Source organism: Variovorax sp. LARHSF232 (assembly GCF_052871435.1).
Genome location: NZ_JBIXJS010000001.1, coordinates 242,633 through 259,206, shown reverse-complemented (window position 1 = coordinate 259,206; position 16,574 = coordinate 242,633). Strand labels below are relative to the sequence as shown.

At 69.1% G+C, this 16,574-nt stretch carries 12 protein-coding genes; 6 read left to right on the top strand and 6 right to left on the bottom strand.

What is annotated here, in order from left to right:
• The first annotated feature begins 4 nt into the window (after window positions 1–4).
• Window positions 5–943 (top strand): succinylglutamate desuccinylase, encoded by a 939-nt coding sequence (locus ACIPRI_RS01205; RefSeq protein ID WP_446587663.1) that lies wholly within the window; start codon window positions 5–7, stop codon window positions 941–943.
• Here the strand turns inward: ACIPRI_RS01205 and ACIPRI_RS01200 are convergent.
• Window positions 940–1,803, bottom strand: coding sequence for a peptidoglycan DD-metalloendopeptidase family protein (locus tag ACIPRI_RS01200; protein ID WP_446587661.1), 864 nt, complete (start codon window positions 1,801–1,803; stop codon window positions 940–942). The two genes, ACIPRI_RS01205 and ACIPRI_RS01200, sit on opposite strands and share 4 nt — an antisense overlap.
• A gap of 9 nt (window positions 1,804–1,812) precedes the next feature.
• Window positions 1,813–3,615, bottom strand: coding sequence for a glutamine--tRNA ligase/YqeY domain fusion protein (locus ACIPRI_RS01195; RefSeq protein WP_446587659.1), 1,803 nt, complete (start codon window positions 3,613–3,615; stop codon window positions 1,813–1,815).
• A 137-nt stretch (window positions 3,616–3,752) separates the two neighbouring features.
• On the opposite strand from ACIPRI_RS01195, the gene ACIPRI_RS01190 reads away from it, so the two are divergent.
• Window positions 3,753–4,112 carry a hypothetical protein gene (locus tag ACIPRI_RS01190; RefSeq protein WP_446587657.1) on the top strand — a complete coding sequence of 120 codons (360 nt, stop codon included), beginning with the start codon at window positions 3,753–3,755 and terminating at the stop codon, window positions 4,110–4,112.
• A gap of 56 nt (window positions 4,113–4,168) precedes the next feature.
• On the opposite strand, the gene ACIPRI_RS01185 is transcribed toward ACIPRI_RS01190, so the two are convergent.
• Genes ACIPRI_RS01185 through ACIPRI_RS01170 form a run of 4 tightly spaced genes read right to left on the bottom strand, consistent with a single transcriptional unit; the run spans window position 4,169 to window position 6,972 of the window.
• Window positions 4,169–5,008 (bottom strand): LytR/AlgR family response regulator transcription factor, encoded by an 840-nt coding sequence (locus tag ACIPRI_RS01185; RefSeq protein ID WP_446587655.1) that lies wholly within the window; start codon window positions 5,006–5,008, stop codon window positions 4,169–4,171.
• Window positions 5,005–6,063 (bottom strand): sensor histidine kinase, encoded by a 1,059-nt coding sequence (locus tag ACIPRI_RS01180; RefSeq protein WP_446587653.1) that lies wholly within the window; start codon window positions 6,061–6,063, stop codon window positions 5,005–5,007. Before ACIPRI_RS01180 ends, ACIPRI_RS01185 begins: the two co-directional genes overlap by 4 nt.
• A gap of 41 nt (window positions 6,064–6,104) precedes the next feature.
• Complete coding sequence (locus tag ACIPRI_RS01175; protein ID WP_446587651.1) at window positions 6,105–6,404, bottom strand: 2TM domain-containing protein; 300 nt, start codon at window positions 6,402–6,404, stop codon at window positions 6,105–6,107.
• 37 nt (window positions 6,405–6,441) lie between these two features.
• Entirely contained in the window at window positions 6,442–6,972 is a 531-nt protein-coding gene (locus ACIPRI_RS01170) for a DUF6622 family protein (RefSeq protein ID WP_446587649.1), read from the bottom strand.
• A 246-nt stretch (window positions 6,973–7,218) separates the two neighbouring features.
• On the opposite strand from ACIPRI_RS01170, the gene ACIPRI_RS01165 reads away from it, so the two are divergent.
• The 4 genes from ACIPRI_RS01165 to ACIPRI_RS01150 are packed head-to-tail and all read left to right on the top strand — an operon-like array spanning window position 7,219 to window position 16,557.
• Complete coding sequence (locus tag ACIPRI_RS01165) at window positions 7,219–8,601, top strand: efflux RND transporter periplasmic adaptor subunit (RefSeq protein WP_446587647.1); 1,383 nt, start codon at window positions 7,219–7,221, stop codon at window positions 8,599–8,601.
• 19 nt (window positions 8,602–8,620) lie between these two features.
• Window positions 8,621–11,860, top strand: a complete 3,240-nt coding sequence (locus ACIPRI_RS01160) for an efflux RND transporter permease subunit (RefSeq protein WP_446620345.1) — start codon at window positions 8,621–8,623, stop codon at window positions 11,858–11,860.
• 22 nt (window positions 11,861–11,882) lie between these two features.
• Complete coding sequence (locus ACIPRI_RS01155) at window positions 11,883–15,095, top strand: efflux RND transporter permease subunit (protein WP_446587645.1); 3,213 nt, start codon at window positions 11,883–11,885, stop codon at window positions 15,093–15,095.
• A 25-nt stretch (window positions 15,096–15,120) separates the two neighbouring features.
• Entirely contained in the window at window positions 15,121–16,557 is a 1,437-nt protein-coding gene (locus ACIPRI_RS01150; protein WP_446587643.1) for an efflux transporter outer membrane subunit, read from the top strand.
• The last annotated feature ends 17 nt before the right edge of the window (window positions 16,558–16,574 follow it).

The following is a 16,574-nucleotide window of genomic DNA, read 5'->3' as shown; positions in this document are numbered from 1 at the left end:
ACGCATGACCGAAGAAGCGCTGCCTCCCCTCGAAGTCCTGCCCCGCGACGTCTGCGCCTACGCGGAGGGCAACATCGGCATTCCCTACGTGCACCGCTTCGAATCCGGCCGGCCGGGGCCGCATGTGCTGGTCAATGCGCTGACGCACGGCAACGAGATCTGCGGCATGGTGGCGGCCACGCATCTCCTGGATACGGGCGTGCGGCCGACGATCGGCACGCTCACCATCAGCTTTGCCCATGTCGAGGCCTACGACGCCTTCGATGCGAAAGCGCCGTATGAGAACCGGCAGCTGGTGCACAACCTCAACCGGGTCTGGTCCGACGAATGGCTGGACGGCCCCGAGCACAGCCCCGAACTGCGCCGTGCGCGCGAGCTGCGGCCGGTGGTGCAGGCGGCCGATCACATCCTGGACATTCATTCGACCAGCCAGCCAGTCGACCCCTTCTGGGTCTACCCGGCCTTTGCGCGCAATGCCGAAGTGGCGCTGGCCATCGGCCGTCCGTCGATCCACCTGGTGATGCCCAAGGGCCTGAGCTCGGGCACGCCGCTGATCCAGCATGGGCGCCACGGCGAGGACGCGGGCACGGCCGGCGCGGCGCTGGTGGTCGAGTGCGGCCAGCACTTCCTGCAGGCCTCCGCCGACCTGGCGGTGCGGGTGAGCCGGGACTTCCTGGCGCATTTCGGCCTGATCGAGCGAGAGCCCGCGCCGGAACCTGCCGCGCCAAGGCGCTTCGAGCTCATGCAGACCCGCATGGTGAAGACGCCCGAGTTCCGCTTCACGCGGCCGCTGGTGGGTTTCGAGACCTTCGCCAAGGACGAACTGATCGCCGTCGACGGCGACGAGGAAATCCGCTCGCCTTGTGACGACTGCACGGTGTTGATGCCGGCGCGCCGGCCCATGGTCGGGCGCGAAGGCGTCTACCTGGCGAGGCCGATCTAGCCGGTGATGAAGAGGGCCGGGTCCACCATGGCCCGGTTCAGGCTCACCGACCAGTGCAGGTGAGGTCCGGTCACGCGCCCGGTGGCGCCCACTTCGCCCAACTGTTCGCCCGCGCGCAGCACGTCGCCCACGCGAACGTCGATGGCGCTCAGGTGGCAGTACATGCTGAGCAAGCCCGCGCCATGATCCAGCCAGACCGTGTTGCCGTTGAAGAAGTAGTCGCCGGTATCGATCACCTTGGCCGCCAGCGGCGCCACCACCGGCGTGCCGGTGGCCGCCGCGATGTCCATGCCGCTGTGCGGATTGCGGGCCTGGCCGTTGAAGACGCGGCGCAGGCCGAAGGAACTGGAGCGTCGCCCCGGCGACGGCACGCACATCTGCATCGACGCGTGCGGCACGGTCTCGCTGAAAGTGGCCATCACACCGGCCAGGTGCGTGCGCTCGCGCTGGTAGCGTGCCTCGTCTTCCGCCGACAGATCCACCGTGCGCGGCGGAACCTTGAGCCGCTGCTCGCTGTATTTCTTGGCTGCCACCTGGTAGCTCAGCCGGCGCGCGCCCGCGCCCTTGGCGCCGCGCAGATCGATGCTGCGCTCGCCCGGCGTGGCCGCCAGCGGAATGCCCACCAGCGCCGTCCACTCGATGGCGTCGCCCAATACGAGTACAGGAATCTGGTCGGCAAAAGCCAGCGGCCGCTCGGGCGCCGGGCCCAGCGAAAGGCGCGCGATGCCGCCGGGCACCTGCGCGGTGCGCGGCCAGAGTTCGGAGCCGCCATCAGCGGGCGTGCTGGCACGCAGCTCGAGTGCCTGAAGCGCAAGCAGGCCGGCACCGCCAGCCAGCAGATCTCGTCGACGAAACTGCATGGGCACCGCCTATTTGCCCCAGCTGTCGCGCATGCCCGCCGTGCGGTTGAACACCACGCGGCCTTCGCCATTGGCCTTGGCGTCCAGCACGAAGTAGCCGTGGCGCTCGAACTGGAAGGCGACGTCGCTGTGGGCCTGGGCCAGCGCGGGCTCGACATAGGCCTGGCAGCGCTGCAGGCTGTCGGGGTTGAGCTCGTCGACCAGTTCGCCGCTGCCCGGATTGGTGGCGGCAAAGAGCCGCTCGTACAGGCGCACTTCGACCTGCAGCGCGTCGGCAGCGGCCACCCAGGTGATGTTGCCCTTCACCTTGATGGCATCGGCGCCCGGCGTGCCGCTCTTGGTGTCGGGCACCAGCCTGGCCTGCACTTCGACGAGGTGCCCGTTGGCGTCGCGGGTGGCGCCGATGCATTCGATGACGTGGCCGTACTTCAGCCGCACCTTGTTGCCGGGGAACAGGCGGAAGAAGCCCTTGGGCTGCACGTCCTCGTAGTCGGTGCGCTCGATCCAGATCTCGCGGCCCAGCTTGAAGCGGCGCGTGCCCATGTCGGGATGGTGCGGATGCACCGGCGCGCTGCAGGCATCCAGCGCGTCGTCGCTGCCCATCAGATCGGCCCAGTTGCTGATGACCAGCTTGACCGGATCCAGCACCGCCATCGCGCGCGGCGCGATCGGGTCCAGCGTGTCGCGCAGCGCGGCTTCCAGGCTGGCGTAATCGATCCAGCCGCCGACCTTGGTGACGCCCGAGCGCTCGCAAAAGAGCTTCAGCGCATCGGGCGTGTAGCCGCGCCGCTTGAGGCCCGCCAGGGTGGGCATGCGTGGGTCGTCCCAGCCCTCGACGTGGCCCTCTTCCACCAGTTGGCGCAGCTTGCGCTTGCTGGTCACCACGTGGGTGACGTTGAGCCGCGCAAATTCGTACTGGCGCGGGTGCGGGCTGGCGATCAGGCCGCCTTCGGCCAGGCGGTCCAGCAGCCAGTCGTAGAAGGGCCGCTGGTCCTCGAACTCCAGCGTGCAGACGCTGTGCGTGATCTGCTCCAGCGCGTCCTCGATCGGATGGGCAAAGGTGTACATCGGATAGATGCACCACTTGTCGCCGGTGTTGTGGTGGGTGGCGCGGCGGATGCGGTACAGCGCCGGGTCGCGCAGGTTGATGTTGGGGCTGGCCAGGTCGATCTTGGCGCGCAGCACGGCGGCGCCATCGGGCAGCTTGCCATCGCGCATGTCGCGAAAGCGGGCCAGGTTTTCATCGGGCGTGCGGGCGCGAAACGGGCTTGCCGTGCCGGGCGTGTTGAAGTCGCCGCGGTGGATGCGCATCTCTTCGGCGCTTTGCTCGTCCACGTAGGCCAGGCCGGCGTCGACGAGGTATTCGGCCGCGCGGTACATGAAGTCGAAGTAGTCGCTTGCGAAGTACTGGTGCGAGGCCTGCGCGCCCGGGTGCGAGGGGTCGTCGGCGATGGAGGTGCCGTAGCCCATCCAGTGCACGGCTTCGCGGATGGCGTCGACGTATTCCTGTTCTTCCTTCTCGGGGTTGGTGTCGTCAAAGCGCAGGTGGCACACACCGCCGTACTGCTCGGCCAGGCTGAAGTTCAGCCAGATGCTCTTGGCATGGCCCAGGTGCAGGTAGCCGTTGGGCTCGGGCGGAAAGCGAAGGCGCACGCGCGCCGGGTCTTGCATGCCCTGGGCATGATGGACGGCGTCGCCGGGCGATCCGCCCCACTTGCGCGCGGCGTAGGTGCCCTGCCCAAGATCGTTTTCGATGACGTGGCGCAGGAAATTGCTGGGCTTGGCCGGCTCTTTTTCGGCAGGGGATTTCATCATGGGATTCTAGAAGGCCGAGGCCGACGTTACTTTCTGCAACGATCTTCACTTTGCATCGTGCACGGGATTCACAGGTCGCGCGTTCAATGACGGCATGGGCAGCTTCTTCGGGGGCGCGTCCAAGGAGATCCAAAATGACACTTCATCGTTCCTTCTTCAAATGGGCTGCCGCCTCGGTGCTGGCCGCCGGCGCCCTGGGCGCGGCCGCCACGGCCTCTGCCGGCGTGTCCTGGTCGGTCAACGTGGGTGTTCCGGGCGTGGTGGTGGCTCCGGCGCCGGTGTACTACCCGCCGGCCCCCGTGTACTACGCGCCCCCGCCGCCGGTTTACTACCGTCCGGCCCCGGTCTATTACGCGCCGCCGCCCGTTTACTACCGTCCGGCGCCGGTCTACATCCATGGTGGCAGCTACTACCGCGGCGGCCCCAGGTACTACCGCGATGGCCGCGGGCATGGCCATGGTCATGGTCATAGTCATCGTCGCGACTGGCGCTAGTACCGCCAAAGTTGCACAAACAAGAAAGCCGGCTCGTCGAGCCGGCTTTTTGCTTTTTACATCGCCCGGAAAAGATGGGCATAGAGCCGGCTCACCGCCACCTTTTCCTGCCGGCCGCGCAGGCGCAGGTGCAGCTTGCCGGCTTCGTCGCGGTGCACCGATTCGACGGCATCGCTCTTCACCACCACCGCGCGGTGCACCTGCCAGAAGACTTCCGCATCCAATTGCGGGAGCAGTTGCTTCAGCGGCGTGCGGATCAGGTATTCCTGGCTGGCGGTGAGCACCCGCACGTACTTGTCGGCCGCCTCGAAATACAACACATCCTGCACCGGCACCATATGCACGGTGCTGCCGCCGGCGTCGCTGGCGGCGATGAACTTCAGCTGTTGTTGCGGCGAGGCGGCTGGCATCGGCGCACCGGCCGCACCGATCAGGCGCCGCCATTCGGCCAGCGTCTGCTCCAGCAGTTCGGGCGGCGCGGCCGGTAGGCGCGGCGCGGCCTGCCGCTGCGCCGCCAGGGCCTGCTGCACCCGGGCCACCGTCTTGCGCAGCCGCTCGGGCTGCACGGGCTTGCGCACGTAGTCGATGGCCTGGGCGTCGAAGGCGCGCACCGCGTACTCGTCATAAGCGGTGACGAACACCAGTTGCGGCATGGGCGCCTCGGTGGTGGGCCAGCTGTCGGCCAGCTCCATGGCCGCGCCCAGGCCGTCCAGGCCCGGCATGCGGATGTCCAGGAACAACACCTGAGGCAACTGCGCCAGCGCCTCCTGCACGGCGCTGCGGCCGTCGCCCACCACGGCGAGCACCTCCAGCTCGGGCCAGGCAGCGCGCAGTTCGTCGTGCAGGGCCTGGGCCAGCAGGGGCTCGTCTTCGGCGATCAGTGCGGTGGCTTTCATGCGTTCAAGGGGATGTGAAGAATGGCGCGCGTGCCGCCGGCGGGCAGGGCGTCCAGCTGCAGGGTGCCGCGCGAACCGTAGACGGTGGCCAGGCGCTCGCGCACGTGTGCCAGGCCGAAGCTGCTGTTGCCGTCGACCGCGGGCAGTTGTGCATCTGCGATTCCCACGCCGGTGTCGCAGACCTCGATGAGTAGCTGCCCGCCGTCGCTGCTCTTTTGCGCGCGCACGATGATCTCGCCGCCTTCCACCTTGGGCTCCAGTCCGTGCCGAATGCTGTTTTCCACCAGCGGCTGCAGGATCAGCGGCGGCACCGGCAGCTCGCGCAGCTCGGGCGGCAGCTCCAGGCGAAAGCGCAGGCGTGCGCCCATGCGCACCGCCATCAGTTCCAGGTAGTCGGACAGGCGCTCGAACTCGGCCGCCAGCGGGTGCGCCAGCACGCGCGAGCCCGACAGTGTGGCGCGCAGGTAGTTGTTCAGCCGGTCCAGCATGGCGATGGCGCGCGGCGGGTCGGTGGCGATCAGCACGCGCAGGTTGGCCAGGGTGTTGAACAGCATGTGCGGCTCCAGCTGCGTCTCCAGGAGCTTCAGCCGCGCCTCCGAGGCATCGCGCTCGGCGGCATTGACGCGCGCCGCCAGCGTCTCGCGGTGCCCGCGCGAATAGAAGAAATAGCTGCCAATCAGGCCGGCCGCCACGGTGATCATGAGCGAGACGCGCTGGTCGCGCTGCGATTCGATCCAGGGGGGATTGGCGCCGCCGCCGAAGAAGCGGTCACCCACCGTCGTGCCCAGGTAGTAGCCGACCACGATGCCGATCACCGTCAGCACAAAGCCGCGCCAGCCGTGCGGCCAGCCGCCGGGATCGTCGGCGCGGCGCAGCGGAAAGCGGCCGAACTCGATCACCGCCCAGATCGTGCTGCCGATGCACAGCGAGTAGCCGAGCTGATTGAGATAGCTCTTGTTCGGCCAGATGGTGGTCGTGACGGCCGCGACGGCGAAGCAGAAGGCCACCACCAGCAGGTAGTGGCGCAGCACGTCGCGCCATTCGATCTTGATCATGGCGCCGATTCTGGACGATGCCGGGATCAGGCCGCTACGGCTCACCACCGGTCGCGCGCCTGCAGCGCGGCACGTTCGCGCGCCACCATCCGCTCCATGAGATTGTTGCCCGGCGCCAGCACCCAGACCGCCAGGCCGTGGATGGCCAGGCCCAGCCCCCATCCCAGCAGCGGGTAGATGGCCCAGTGCCGGCCGGTGGCCAGCGACAGGGCCACCAGCCCCGTGTTCACCGCGAGGAACACGGCGGCATGCAGGCCCCAGCCCAGCTTGGCGCGGGCGCGCCGCAGGGCCAGGTGTTCGATGGCGCGCTCGTTGGCGCCGATGGTGTGGGTTGCGTTCATGGCAAGTCTCCTGGCGAGGTTCGAGGTGTTTCGAGATTCACTTGGCGATGACGGCGCCCGCGGGCGTGGCCGCACTGCGCATCGCCAGTTTCCAAAGTCGCAGCGAGCGGGCCGCGAAGACGCCGGCAAAGGCGCCGTACAACGCGCTGATGGCGGCGGCAAACCCGGCTTGGTGCACCAGCTGCGGATGCATCGTCTGCAGCACGCCGACCGTGTACTTGGTGAAGAAGATGCCCATCATCAGCGCCATCGGGACGATGCCGCCCACCAGGTGAAAGCTGCGCGTGGCAGCGTCGTAGCGGGTGCCAGGCGGCAACGGGCGGCGCAGCACAATGAAGGCCAGCAGGCCGGTCGCCGCGCCCCAGGCCAGCAGGTAGGCCGGGGCATCGCCGAAGGTGGTGATCACGCTGGCCAGCGACAGGCCGCTCAGGGTCAGCGACAGCAGCGTGATGCGCAGCGGGCCCACCTGGCCCGAGCTCATCTGCTTGATGCCCAGCCAGGCGAGGCCGAAGAAGGTGGCGAAGACCCACTTGGGCGTGTGCGAGAGGATCTGCATCAGCATCGTCATGGCAAGAGCTCCTGGTGATTGGGGTTGGCGCCACTTTGCTGACGTGCCGCACGCGGCGCGAGCGGGATGCGACGAACTGCTGCCTGCCGGCGCGAAATGCAGCCGGCGGCGATGGCCGTGCGGCGCCTTTACCGGGGCTTTACCCGGGAGCAAGGGGGCCGTCGCATTCACCCAAAGGCCGCGCGCTACGATCCGCGCGGCGCCAGTGCTTGTGCGCCGACTTGCCTTCGCCTCACCAGGAACGACATGGATTCCCGCCCGCCCGAACCCCCGCACCACCCCGCCGACCAGGACACGGCCCCGACGGCGCGCAAGCCGCGCCGCTGGCTCGGTGCCCTGGTGGCGTTGCTGGCGCTGGCGGGGGTGGTCGGCGGCGCCTGGTACCTGGTGAACCGCTCGCCCGCCGCCGAGAGCAACGGCATGCCCGGCGGCGGACCTGGCGGCCAGCGACCGCCCGGCGCGGCGGCGCGCGCACCGGGCGCCGGCGGCAACGGCCCGCTGGTCACGGTCGGCCAGGCGGTGGTGCGCAAGGCCAGCGTGCCGGTCATGCTGGATGCACTGGGCACGGTGACGCCGGTCACCACCGTCACCGTGCGCCCGCAGGTGGCGGGCGTGATGACCGAGGTGCTGTTCACCGAAGGCCAGATGGTGAAGAAGGGTGAGGTGCTGGCCCGCATCGACCCCCGTTCCTACGAGCAGGCGCTGATGCAGGCCCAGGGCGAGCGCGCCCGCGACGAGGCGCAGCTGGAAGCTGCGCGCGTCACCCTGGCGCGCTTCAAGACCCTGCTGGGGCAGGACTCGATCGCCCGGCAGGAGGTCGACACCCAGGCGGCGCTGGTCAAGCAGCTGGAAGGCACCGTCACCACCGACCGCGCGCAGGAAGCCGCCGCCAAGCTCAACCTCGACTTCACCCGCGTCACCTCGCCGATCAACGGCCGCGTCGGCCTGCGCACGGTGGACCCGGGCAACTACATCTCGGCCGGCGCCACCACCGGCATCGCCGTCGTCACCCAGATCACGCCGATCGACGTGCAGTTCGCCATTGCGCAGGACCGGGTGCCCGAGATCCAGGCGCGCCTGGCCCAGGGCGCCACGCTGGCCGTCACGGCCTATGACCGCACGCGCGTCAACCAACTCGACACCGGCACCTTTTCCACCCTGGACAACCAGATCGACACGACCACCGGCACCGTCAAGGCCAAGGCGCGCTTCGACAACGCCGCGGGCGCGCTCTTTCCCAGCCAGTTCGTCAACGTGCGGCTGGAGCTGCGCCGCATCGAGAACGCGCTGGTGATTCCGGTCACCGCGCTGCGCACGGCCGGCACCGGCAACTACGTCTACGTCATCAACGAGGACAAGACGGTCTCGATGCGCAACGTGACGCGCGGCGAGGCCGGCATCGAGAACGTGGTGATCGCCCAGGGCCTGGAAGAGGGCGAGCGGGTGGTGACCGAAGGCGGCGACCGCCTGAAGGACGGCTCGCGCGTGCAGCTGCCCACCGATGTGCCGGCTGGGCCGCGCGGCGCCGGCCGCGCCCCGGGCGCACGCGAGGGCGCCGGAGCGCGCGGCGACGGCACGCAGCCGCAGCAACAAGGCCAGCGCCAGCGCCGCCAGCAACGACCTGAATGAAGGTGTCCACGTGAGCGCCCTGTCGCCATCCCGTCCCTTCATCGAGCGGCCGGTCGCCACTGCCCTCCTGATGCTCGCCATCGTGCTGGCGGGCCTGGTGGCTTTCAGGTTCCTGCCGCTGTCGGCGCTGCCGCAGGTGGACTACCCCACCATCCAGGTGCAGACGCTGTACCCCGGCGCAAGCCCGGAGGTGATGGGCCGCACCGTCACCGCCCCGCTGGAACGGCAGCTGGGCCAGATGTCGGGGCTGGTGCGCATGTCATCGACCAGCGCTGCCGGCGTGTCGGTCATCACCCTGCAGTTCGGCCTGTCGGAGAAGCTGGACGTGGCCGAGCAGGAGGTGCAGGCCGCCATCAACGCCAGCAGCTCGCTGCTGCCGGCCGACCTGCCGGCGCCGCCCGTCTATGCCAAGGTGAACCCCGCCGACGCGCCGGTGCTCACGCTGGCCATCAGCTCGCGCACCATGCCGCTGACCGAGGTGCAGAACATCGTCAACACGCGCCTGGCGCAAAAGATCAGCCAGGTCAGCGGCGTGGGCCTGGTCACGCTCTCGGGCGGACAGCGGCCGGCCGTTCGCATCCAGGCCGACACGCAGGCGCTGGCCTCCTACGGCATTGGGCTGGACGTGCTGCGCACCGCCATCTCCAACGCCAACGCCAACAGCGCCAAGGGCAGCTTCGATGGGCCGAAGCGCGCCTACACCATCAATGCCAACGACCAGCTGGTCACCGTCGAGGACTACAAGGCCCTCATCGTGGCCTGGCGCAACGAGGCGCCGGTGCGCCTGAGCGACGTGGCCCGCGTGGTGCAAAGCGCCGAGAACACGCGCCTGGGCGCCTGGGCCGGCGGTGCCTGCCTGGCGGGCTTCGGCGGCGAGCAATGCAACGTGGGGGCCGAAGGCCGCCTGCTCACGCCGGCGATCATCATGAACGTGCAGCGCCAGCCCGGTGCCAACGTGATCTCCACGGTGGACGCCATCAAGAAGCAGCTGCCCGAGCTGCGCGCCGGCCTGCCGCCCACGCTGGACGTGCAGGTACTGTCCGACCGCACCACCGGCATCCGCGCCTCGGTGATGCACGTGGAGATCGAGCTGCTGCTGGCGGTGGTGATGGTGGTGCTGGTGATCTTCTTCTTCCTGCACAGCCTGCGCGCCACCATCATCGCCAGCCTGGCGGTGCCCATTTCGCTCATCGGCACCTGCGGCCTGATGTATCTCCTGGGCTATAGCCTGAACAACCTGAGCCTGATGGCGCTGACCATCGCCACCGGCTTCGTGGTGGACGACGCCATCGTGATGATCGAGAACATCTCGCGCCACCTGGAGGCGGGCGAGCGGCCCTTTGCGGCGGCGCTCAAGGGCGCGACCGAGATCGGCTTCACCATCATCTCGCTCACGGTGTCGCTGATCGCGGTGCTGATCCCGCTTCTCTTCATGGGCGACGTGGTGGGGCGCCTGTTCCGCGAGTTCGCGGTGACGCTGGCCATCACCATCCTCATTTCGGCGGTGGTCTCGCTCACCCTGGTGCCGATGATGGCGGCGCGCTGGCTCACAGGAAAACGCCGGGCCGCCCCAAGTTTTCCTGCGCCCCTCGGGGGCGAGCCCCGGCGTGCCGGGGCTTGGGGGCCCAGCAGCGAGCCGCACAACGCCACGCGCGGCGTGGCCGGCCGGGTGCAGAAGTTCATTGATGCGGTGATCGCGCGCTACGACCTGTGGCTGCAGTGGGTGCTGCGGCACCAGCCGCTCACACTGCTCATCGCCCTGCTGACCCTGGTGCTCACGGTGCTGCTCTATGTGGTGATCCCCAAGGGTCTGTTCCCGACGCAGGACACCGGCCAGCTGCAGGTGCGCATCGAGGCGGCGCAGGATGTGTCGTACGAGCGCATGGCGCAGCTGCAGATGGCGGCGGCCCGCACCATCCTGGCCGACCCCGCGGTGGAGAGCCTGAGCTCCGTCACTGGCGTGGACGCCGCCAACAACACCATGCTCAACGCCGGCAGCCTGCTGGTGAACATGAAGCGCTCGCGCTTCTCCTCGCAGGAGGAGACCATGGCGCGGCTGCGCGCCGCCGTGCTGCGCGACGTGGCCGGCGTGCGCATCTACCTGCAGCCCACGCAGGACCTGACCATCGACGCCGAAACCGGCCCGACCGAATACCGCTTCTCGATCGAGGCCGTGGATTCGGCCACGGTGACCGAGTGGGTGCGCAAGCTCTCGGCGCAGCTGCAGCAAAGCGCGCAGGACCAGGTGCGCAACGTCACCAGCGACGCCGGTGCCCAGGGCATGTCGGCCTTCGTCGACATCGACCGCAACACGGCATCGCGCCTGGCAGTGACGGCCAGCGCCATCGACGACGTGCTCTACAGCGCCTTCGGCCAGCGCATCGTCTCGACCATCTTCACCGAGACCAACCAGTACCGCGTGATCCTGGAGGCGATGCCCGATTCGATCAACTCGCCGCACGACCTGGGCACGCTCAACCTCAAGACCGGCTCGGGTGCGCCGACGCCCTTGTCGGCGGTCGCCACCGTGCGCGAGCAGCTGGCGCCGCTGCAGATCACGCACGTGGCGCAGTACCCGGCCGCCACCGTCGGCTTCGACACCGCGCCCGGCGTCTCGCTGGGCCAGGCGGTGGACGCGATTCGCGATGCCGCCAAGGAAGTGGGCCTGCCGGCCGGCGTGACGCTGACCTTCCTGGGCGCCTCGGGCGCCTACGAGAAATCGCTCACCAACCAGCTGTGGCTGATCCTGGCGGCGGTGGTGTGCGTCTACATCGTGCTGGGCGTGCTGTACGAGAGCTACGTCCACCCGCTCACCATCCTGTCGACCTTGCCATCGGCCGGGGTCGGCGCGCTGCTGGCGCTGATGCTGACCGGCCACGACCTGGGGGTGATCGGCATCATCGGCATCATCTTGCTGATCGGCATCGTCAAGAAGAACGCGATCATGATGATCGACTTCGCCATCGATGCGCAGCGCCACCAGGGCAAGTCGGCGCAGGAGGCGATCCACCAGGCGGCGCTGCTGCGCTTCCGCCCGATCCTGATGACCACGCTGGCGGCCCTGTTCGCCGCCGTGCCGCTGATGCTGGGCTTCGGCGAAGGCGCCGAGCTGCGCCGGCCGCTGGGCCTGTCGATCTTCGGCGGGCTGGTGCTGAGCCAGGTGCTGACCCTGTTCACCACGCCCGTCATCTACCTGGCCTTCGATCGGCTCGGCCAGCGGTTGGCGGGACGCCGCGGCGACGAGGTGGCGGCACGCTGATGGACGACGAGGCGAATCGGCCATGAATCTGTCCAGGCCCTTCATCGAGCGCCCCATCGCCACGGTGCTGCTGACCATCGGCATCGCGCTGGCCGGCATCGCCGCCTTCTTCGTGCTGCCGGTCTCGCCGCTGCCACGCGTCGACTACCCGACGATTTCGGTCAGCGCCAATCTCTCGGGCGCCAGCCCCGACACCATGGCCAGCAGCGTGACCACGCCGCTGGAGCGGCGCCTTGGCATCATCCCCGGCGTCAACGAGATGACCTCGAGCAGCTCGACCGGGTCTTCCCGCATCAGCCTGCAGTTCGACCTGAACCGCGACATCAACGGCGCGGCGCGCGAGGTGCAGGCGGCCATCAACGCGGCGCGGGTGGACCTGCCGGCCACGTTGCGCAGCAACCCGACCTATCGCAAGCGCAATCCGGCCGATGCGCCGGTGGTGATCCTGGCGCTCACCTCGCGCACGCGCACGCCGGGGCAGATCTACGACGAGGTGTCCAACGTCGTCAGCCAGCGCCTCGCGCAGGTCGACGGCGTGGGCGAGGTGGAGATCGGCGGCGGCTCGCTGCCGGCGGTGCGCATCGAGCTCCTGCCTTACGCCTTGAACCAGTACGGTGTGAGCAGCGAGGACGTGCGCGCCGCGATCCAGGCCACCAATGCGAACCGGCCCAAGGGCGTGATCGAGGGCGAGGGCCGGCGCCTGCAGATCTACACGCCGCAGCCGGCGCGCCGCGCGGCCGACTACCGCGACCTGGTGATCGCCTGGCGCAACAACGCCGCGGTGCGGCTGTCGGACGTGGCGCGGGTGGTCGACGGCGTGGAGAACCGGCGCACGCTGGGCCTGTTCAACGGGCAGCCGGCCATCATCGTGCTGGTGACGCGCGAGCCGGGTGCCAACATCATCAAGACGGTGGACGGGGTCAAGGCGCTGCTGCCGGAGCTGCGCGCACAGCTGCCGCAGGACATCGAGGTCGACGTTGCCTCGGACCGCACCAACTCCATCCGCGCCTCGCTGCGCGAGGTCGAGCTCACCCTGATGATCTCCATCGTGCTGGTGGTGCTGGTTGTCGGGCTGTTTCTGCGCAGCGTGCGCGCCACGGTGATTCCGGCAGTTGCCACCGTCGTCTCGCTCTTGGGCACTTTCGGCGTCATGTACCTCCTGGGCTTCTCGCTCAACAACCTGAGCCTGATGGCGCTCACGGTGGCCACCGGCTTCGTGGTGGACGACGCCATCGTGGTGCTGGAGAACACCAGCCGCCACATCGAGGCCGGCATGGACCGATTCGAGGCGGCGCTGCGCGGCGCGCGCGAGGTGGGCTTCACCGTGCTGTCGATCAGCCTGTCGCTGGTGGCGGTGTTCATCCCGCTCCTGTTCATGGACGGGCAGGTGGGGCGGCTGTTCCGCGAGTTCGCCATCACGCTGTCGGCGGCGGTGCTCATTTCGCTGGTGATCTCGCTCACCACGACGCCCATGATGTGTGCCTGGCTGCTGCGCGGCGAGAAGAAGCACGATGACAAGCCCAAGCGCCGCCCTTGGTGGGGCGCCCGCTGGGCCGAGGCCGGCTACGACTTCACCCTGCGCAGCTACGCGCGCAGCCTCGACTGGGCGCTGGCGAGCAAGGGCCTGGTCATCTTCATCCTGCTGGCGGTGATCGGCCTGAACATCTACCTGTTCAAGCACATCCCCAAGGGCTACTTCCCGCAGCAGGACAACGGGCAGCTCAACGCGGGCATGCGGGCCGACCAGAGCATCTCGTCCGATGCGCTGGGCCAGAAGCTGCGCGAGGCGGTGGACATCATCCACAAGGACCCGGCGGTGGACACGGTGGTGGGCTTCTCCGGCGGCGGGCGCGCCGGCGGCGGCTTCATGTTCGTCAACCTGAAGCCCCTGGCCGAGCGCAAGGTGAGCAGCCAGGTGGTGATCGCGCGGCTGCGCCCGCAGCTGGAGCGCATCACGGGCCTGCGCATCTTCCTGGGCCAGGTGCAGGAGCTGCGCATGGGTGGGCGCTCCAGCAACTCCGCCTACGAATACACGCTCAAGTCCGACAACCTGACCGACCTGCGCAACTGGACCACCAAGCTGGCCGACCGGCTCAAGCAGGAGTCCAAGCTCACCGACGTCGACAGCGACAGCACCAGCGACAACGGCGTGGAGAGCTTCGTCACGGTGGACCGCGACAGCGCGGCGCAACTGGGCCTGACCAACCGGGCCATCGACAACGCCCTGTACAACGCCTTCGGCCAGCGCTCGGTGGCCACTATCTACGACGAGCTGAACCAGTACTCGGTGATCATGGAATGGGCACCCCGCACCATGCAGGGCCCGCCGGCGCTGAAGGACGTGTACCTGCCGTCCTCGACCGCGGCCGCCACCGGCCAGAGCGTGACTACCACCTCGGCCAACCCGGGCCAGCGCGGTGCCTCCACCGGCGCGCCGCTCACCACCGCGGCCAGCACGATGGTGCCGCTGTCCACCGTGGCCAAGTTCTCCGAGCGGGCCATCCCGACCTCGATCGCGCACGAAGGCGGCGAACTCTCGAGCACCATCTCCTTCAGCCTGCCCGAGGGCGTGCCGCTCTCCGAGGCGCGGCAGGTCATCGAGCAGGCAGTGGCCGACATCGCCATGCCCATCAACGTGCGCGGCGGCTTCTCCGGCACCGCGGCGGGCTTCCAGCAGACCCAGGGGCAGCAGCTGCTGCTGATCCTGGCCGCGCTGGTGGTGATCTACATCGTGCTGGGCATCCTGTACGAAAGCCTGATTCATCCGGTGACGGTGCTCACCACGCTACCCTCGGCCGGGGTCGGCGCGGTGATCGCGCTGCTGCTCTTTCGGATGGAGTTTTCCATCATGGCGCTGATCGGCGTGTTCCTTCTGATCGGCATCGTGAAGAAGAACGCCATCCTGATCATCGACTTCGCGCTGGAGGCCGAGCGCGCGCGCGGCCTGTCTGCCGCCGAGGCCGTGCGCGAGGCCTGCATGCTGCGCTTTCGCCCGATCCTCATGACCACGCTGGCGGCAGCGCTGGGTGCGCTGCCGCTGGCCGTCGGCTTCGGCCAGGGCGCCGAGCTGCGCCAGCCGCTGGGCGTGGCCATCATCGGCGGCCTGATCGCCAGCCAGCTGCTGACCCTGCTGACCACGCCGGTGGTCTATGTGCTGATGGACAAGTTGCGCCGCCCCGCGCCCGACGAGCGGCACTTGTCCCGCGCCGCCGGCGAACAAGCCCCGGCCGCCTGAACCCCTTGCATTTGCTGCTGACTTCATGAAGACCCGTTCCTCCTTCCTTCTCTGGCGCGGTGCGCTGGCGGCCTCTTTGCTGGCCGCCGCGCTGGCCGGCTGCGCCGTCGGCCCGGCCTACGAGCGGCCCGAAGCGCCGACCCCGGCCGCCTGGAAGGAGGCGCCGGTGGCCCAGGGCTGGGCACCTGCCACGCCGGCCGATGCGCTGGAGCGCGGGCAGTGGTGGAAGCTGTTCGCCGACGCGGGGCTGGACGCGCTCGCCGAGCAGGTGCAACTGTCCAACCAGAACATCGCGATCGCGGTGGCCAACTACACGCAAGCTCAGGCGGCGGTGCGCGAACAGCGCGCGGCGCTCTTTCCCACCGTGGCCTTCACGGGCAACGCACGGCGCAGCGGCGAGCGCGGCAACGGCGCCACCGGCACCAGCAGCGTCGCGCTGGGTGCCTCCTGGGAGCCTGATCTTTGGGGGCGCCTGCGCGAGTCGGTGACCGGCGTCCAGGCGCAGGCGCAGGCCAGCGAGGCCGACCTGGCTTCGGCCCGCCTGTCGATGCTGGGCGAACTGGCGATCAACTACTTTTCGCTGCGCGAGGCGGATGCCGAGATCGGGGTGCTGGACGTCACCATCGAAGGCTACGAGCGCTCGCTCACCATCACCCGCAACCGCTACCAGGCCGGCATTGCCGCACAAAGCGACGTGCTGCAGGCCGAAACGCTGCTGGCCAACACGCGTGCGCAGCGCGCAGCGCTGGTGCGCACGCGCGCCGCGCTGGAGCACGCCATCGCGGTGCTGACCGGTGTGCCGCCGGCCGGATTCGTGCTGCCCTCGGTGGCCTGGACGCCTGTCGTGCCGCGCATTCCCAGCGGCGTGCCGTCGGAGCTGCTGCAGCGCCGCCCCGACATCGCCTCGGCCGAGCGGGCGGTGGCCGCCGCCAATGCGCAGATCGGCATTGCGCGCTCGGCCTACTACCCCAGCTTCAGCATCGACGCATCGCTCGGCCGATCCAGCACGCGCATCGCCGACCTCTTCAACGCCTCCAACACGCTGTGGGCGCTCGGCCTGTCGGTGGCGCAGGTGGTGTTCGACGCCGGCGCCATCGGCGCGCGGGTGGACCAGGCCACGGCCGCGCGCGATGCGGTCATCGCGCGCTACCGCCAGACCGTGCTGACGGCCTTCCAGAGCGTGGAGGACCAGTTCAGCGGCGCCGCCAGCCTGGAGGAACAGCTCAGGCAGTACGCGCTGGCCTCGCAGGCCGCCGACAAGACCGAAGAGCAGATCGTCAATCGCTACCGCGCCGGGCAGGTCGGCTATACCGAGGTGGTGGTCGCGCAGGTGTCGGCGCTGAATGCGCGGCGCAACGTGCTGCAGCTTCAGGTGGCGCAGCAACTGGCGGCGGTCGGGCTGATCCAGGCACTGGGCGGCGGCTGGCAGGGGCTGGAAGGGCAGCAGCAAGCCACGCGCTGACGCCCCGCGATAATCGG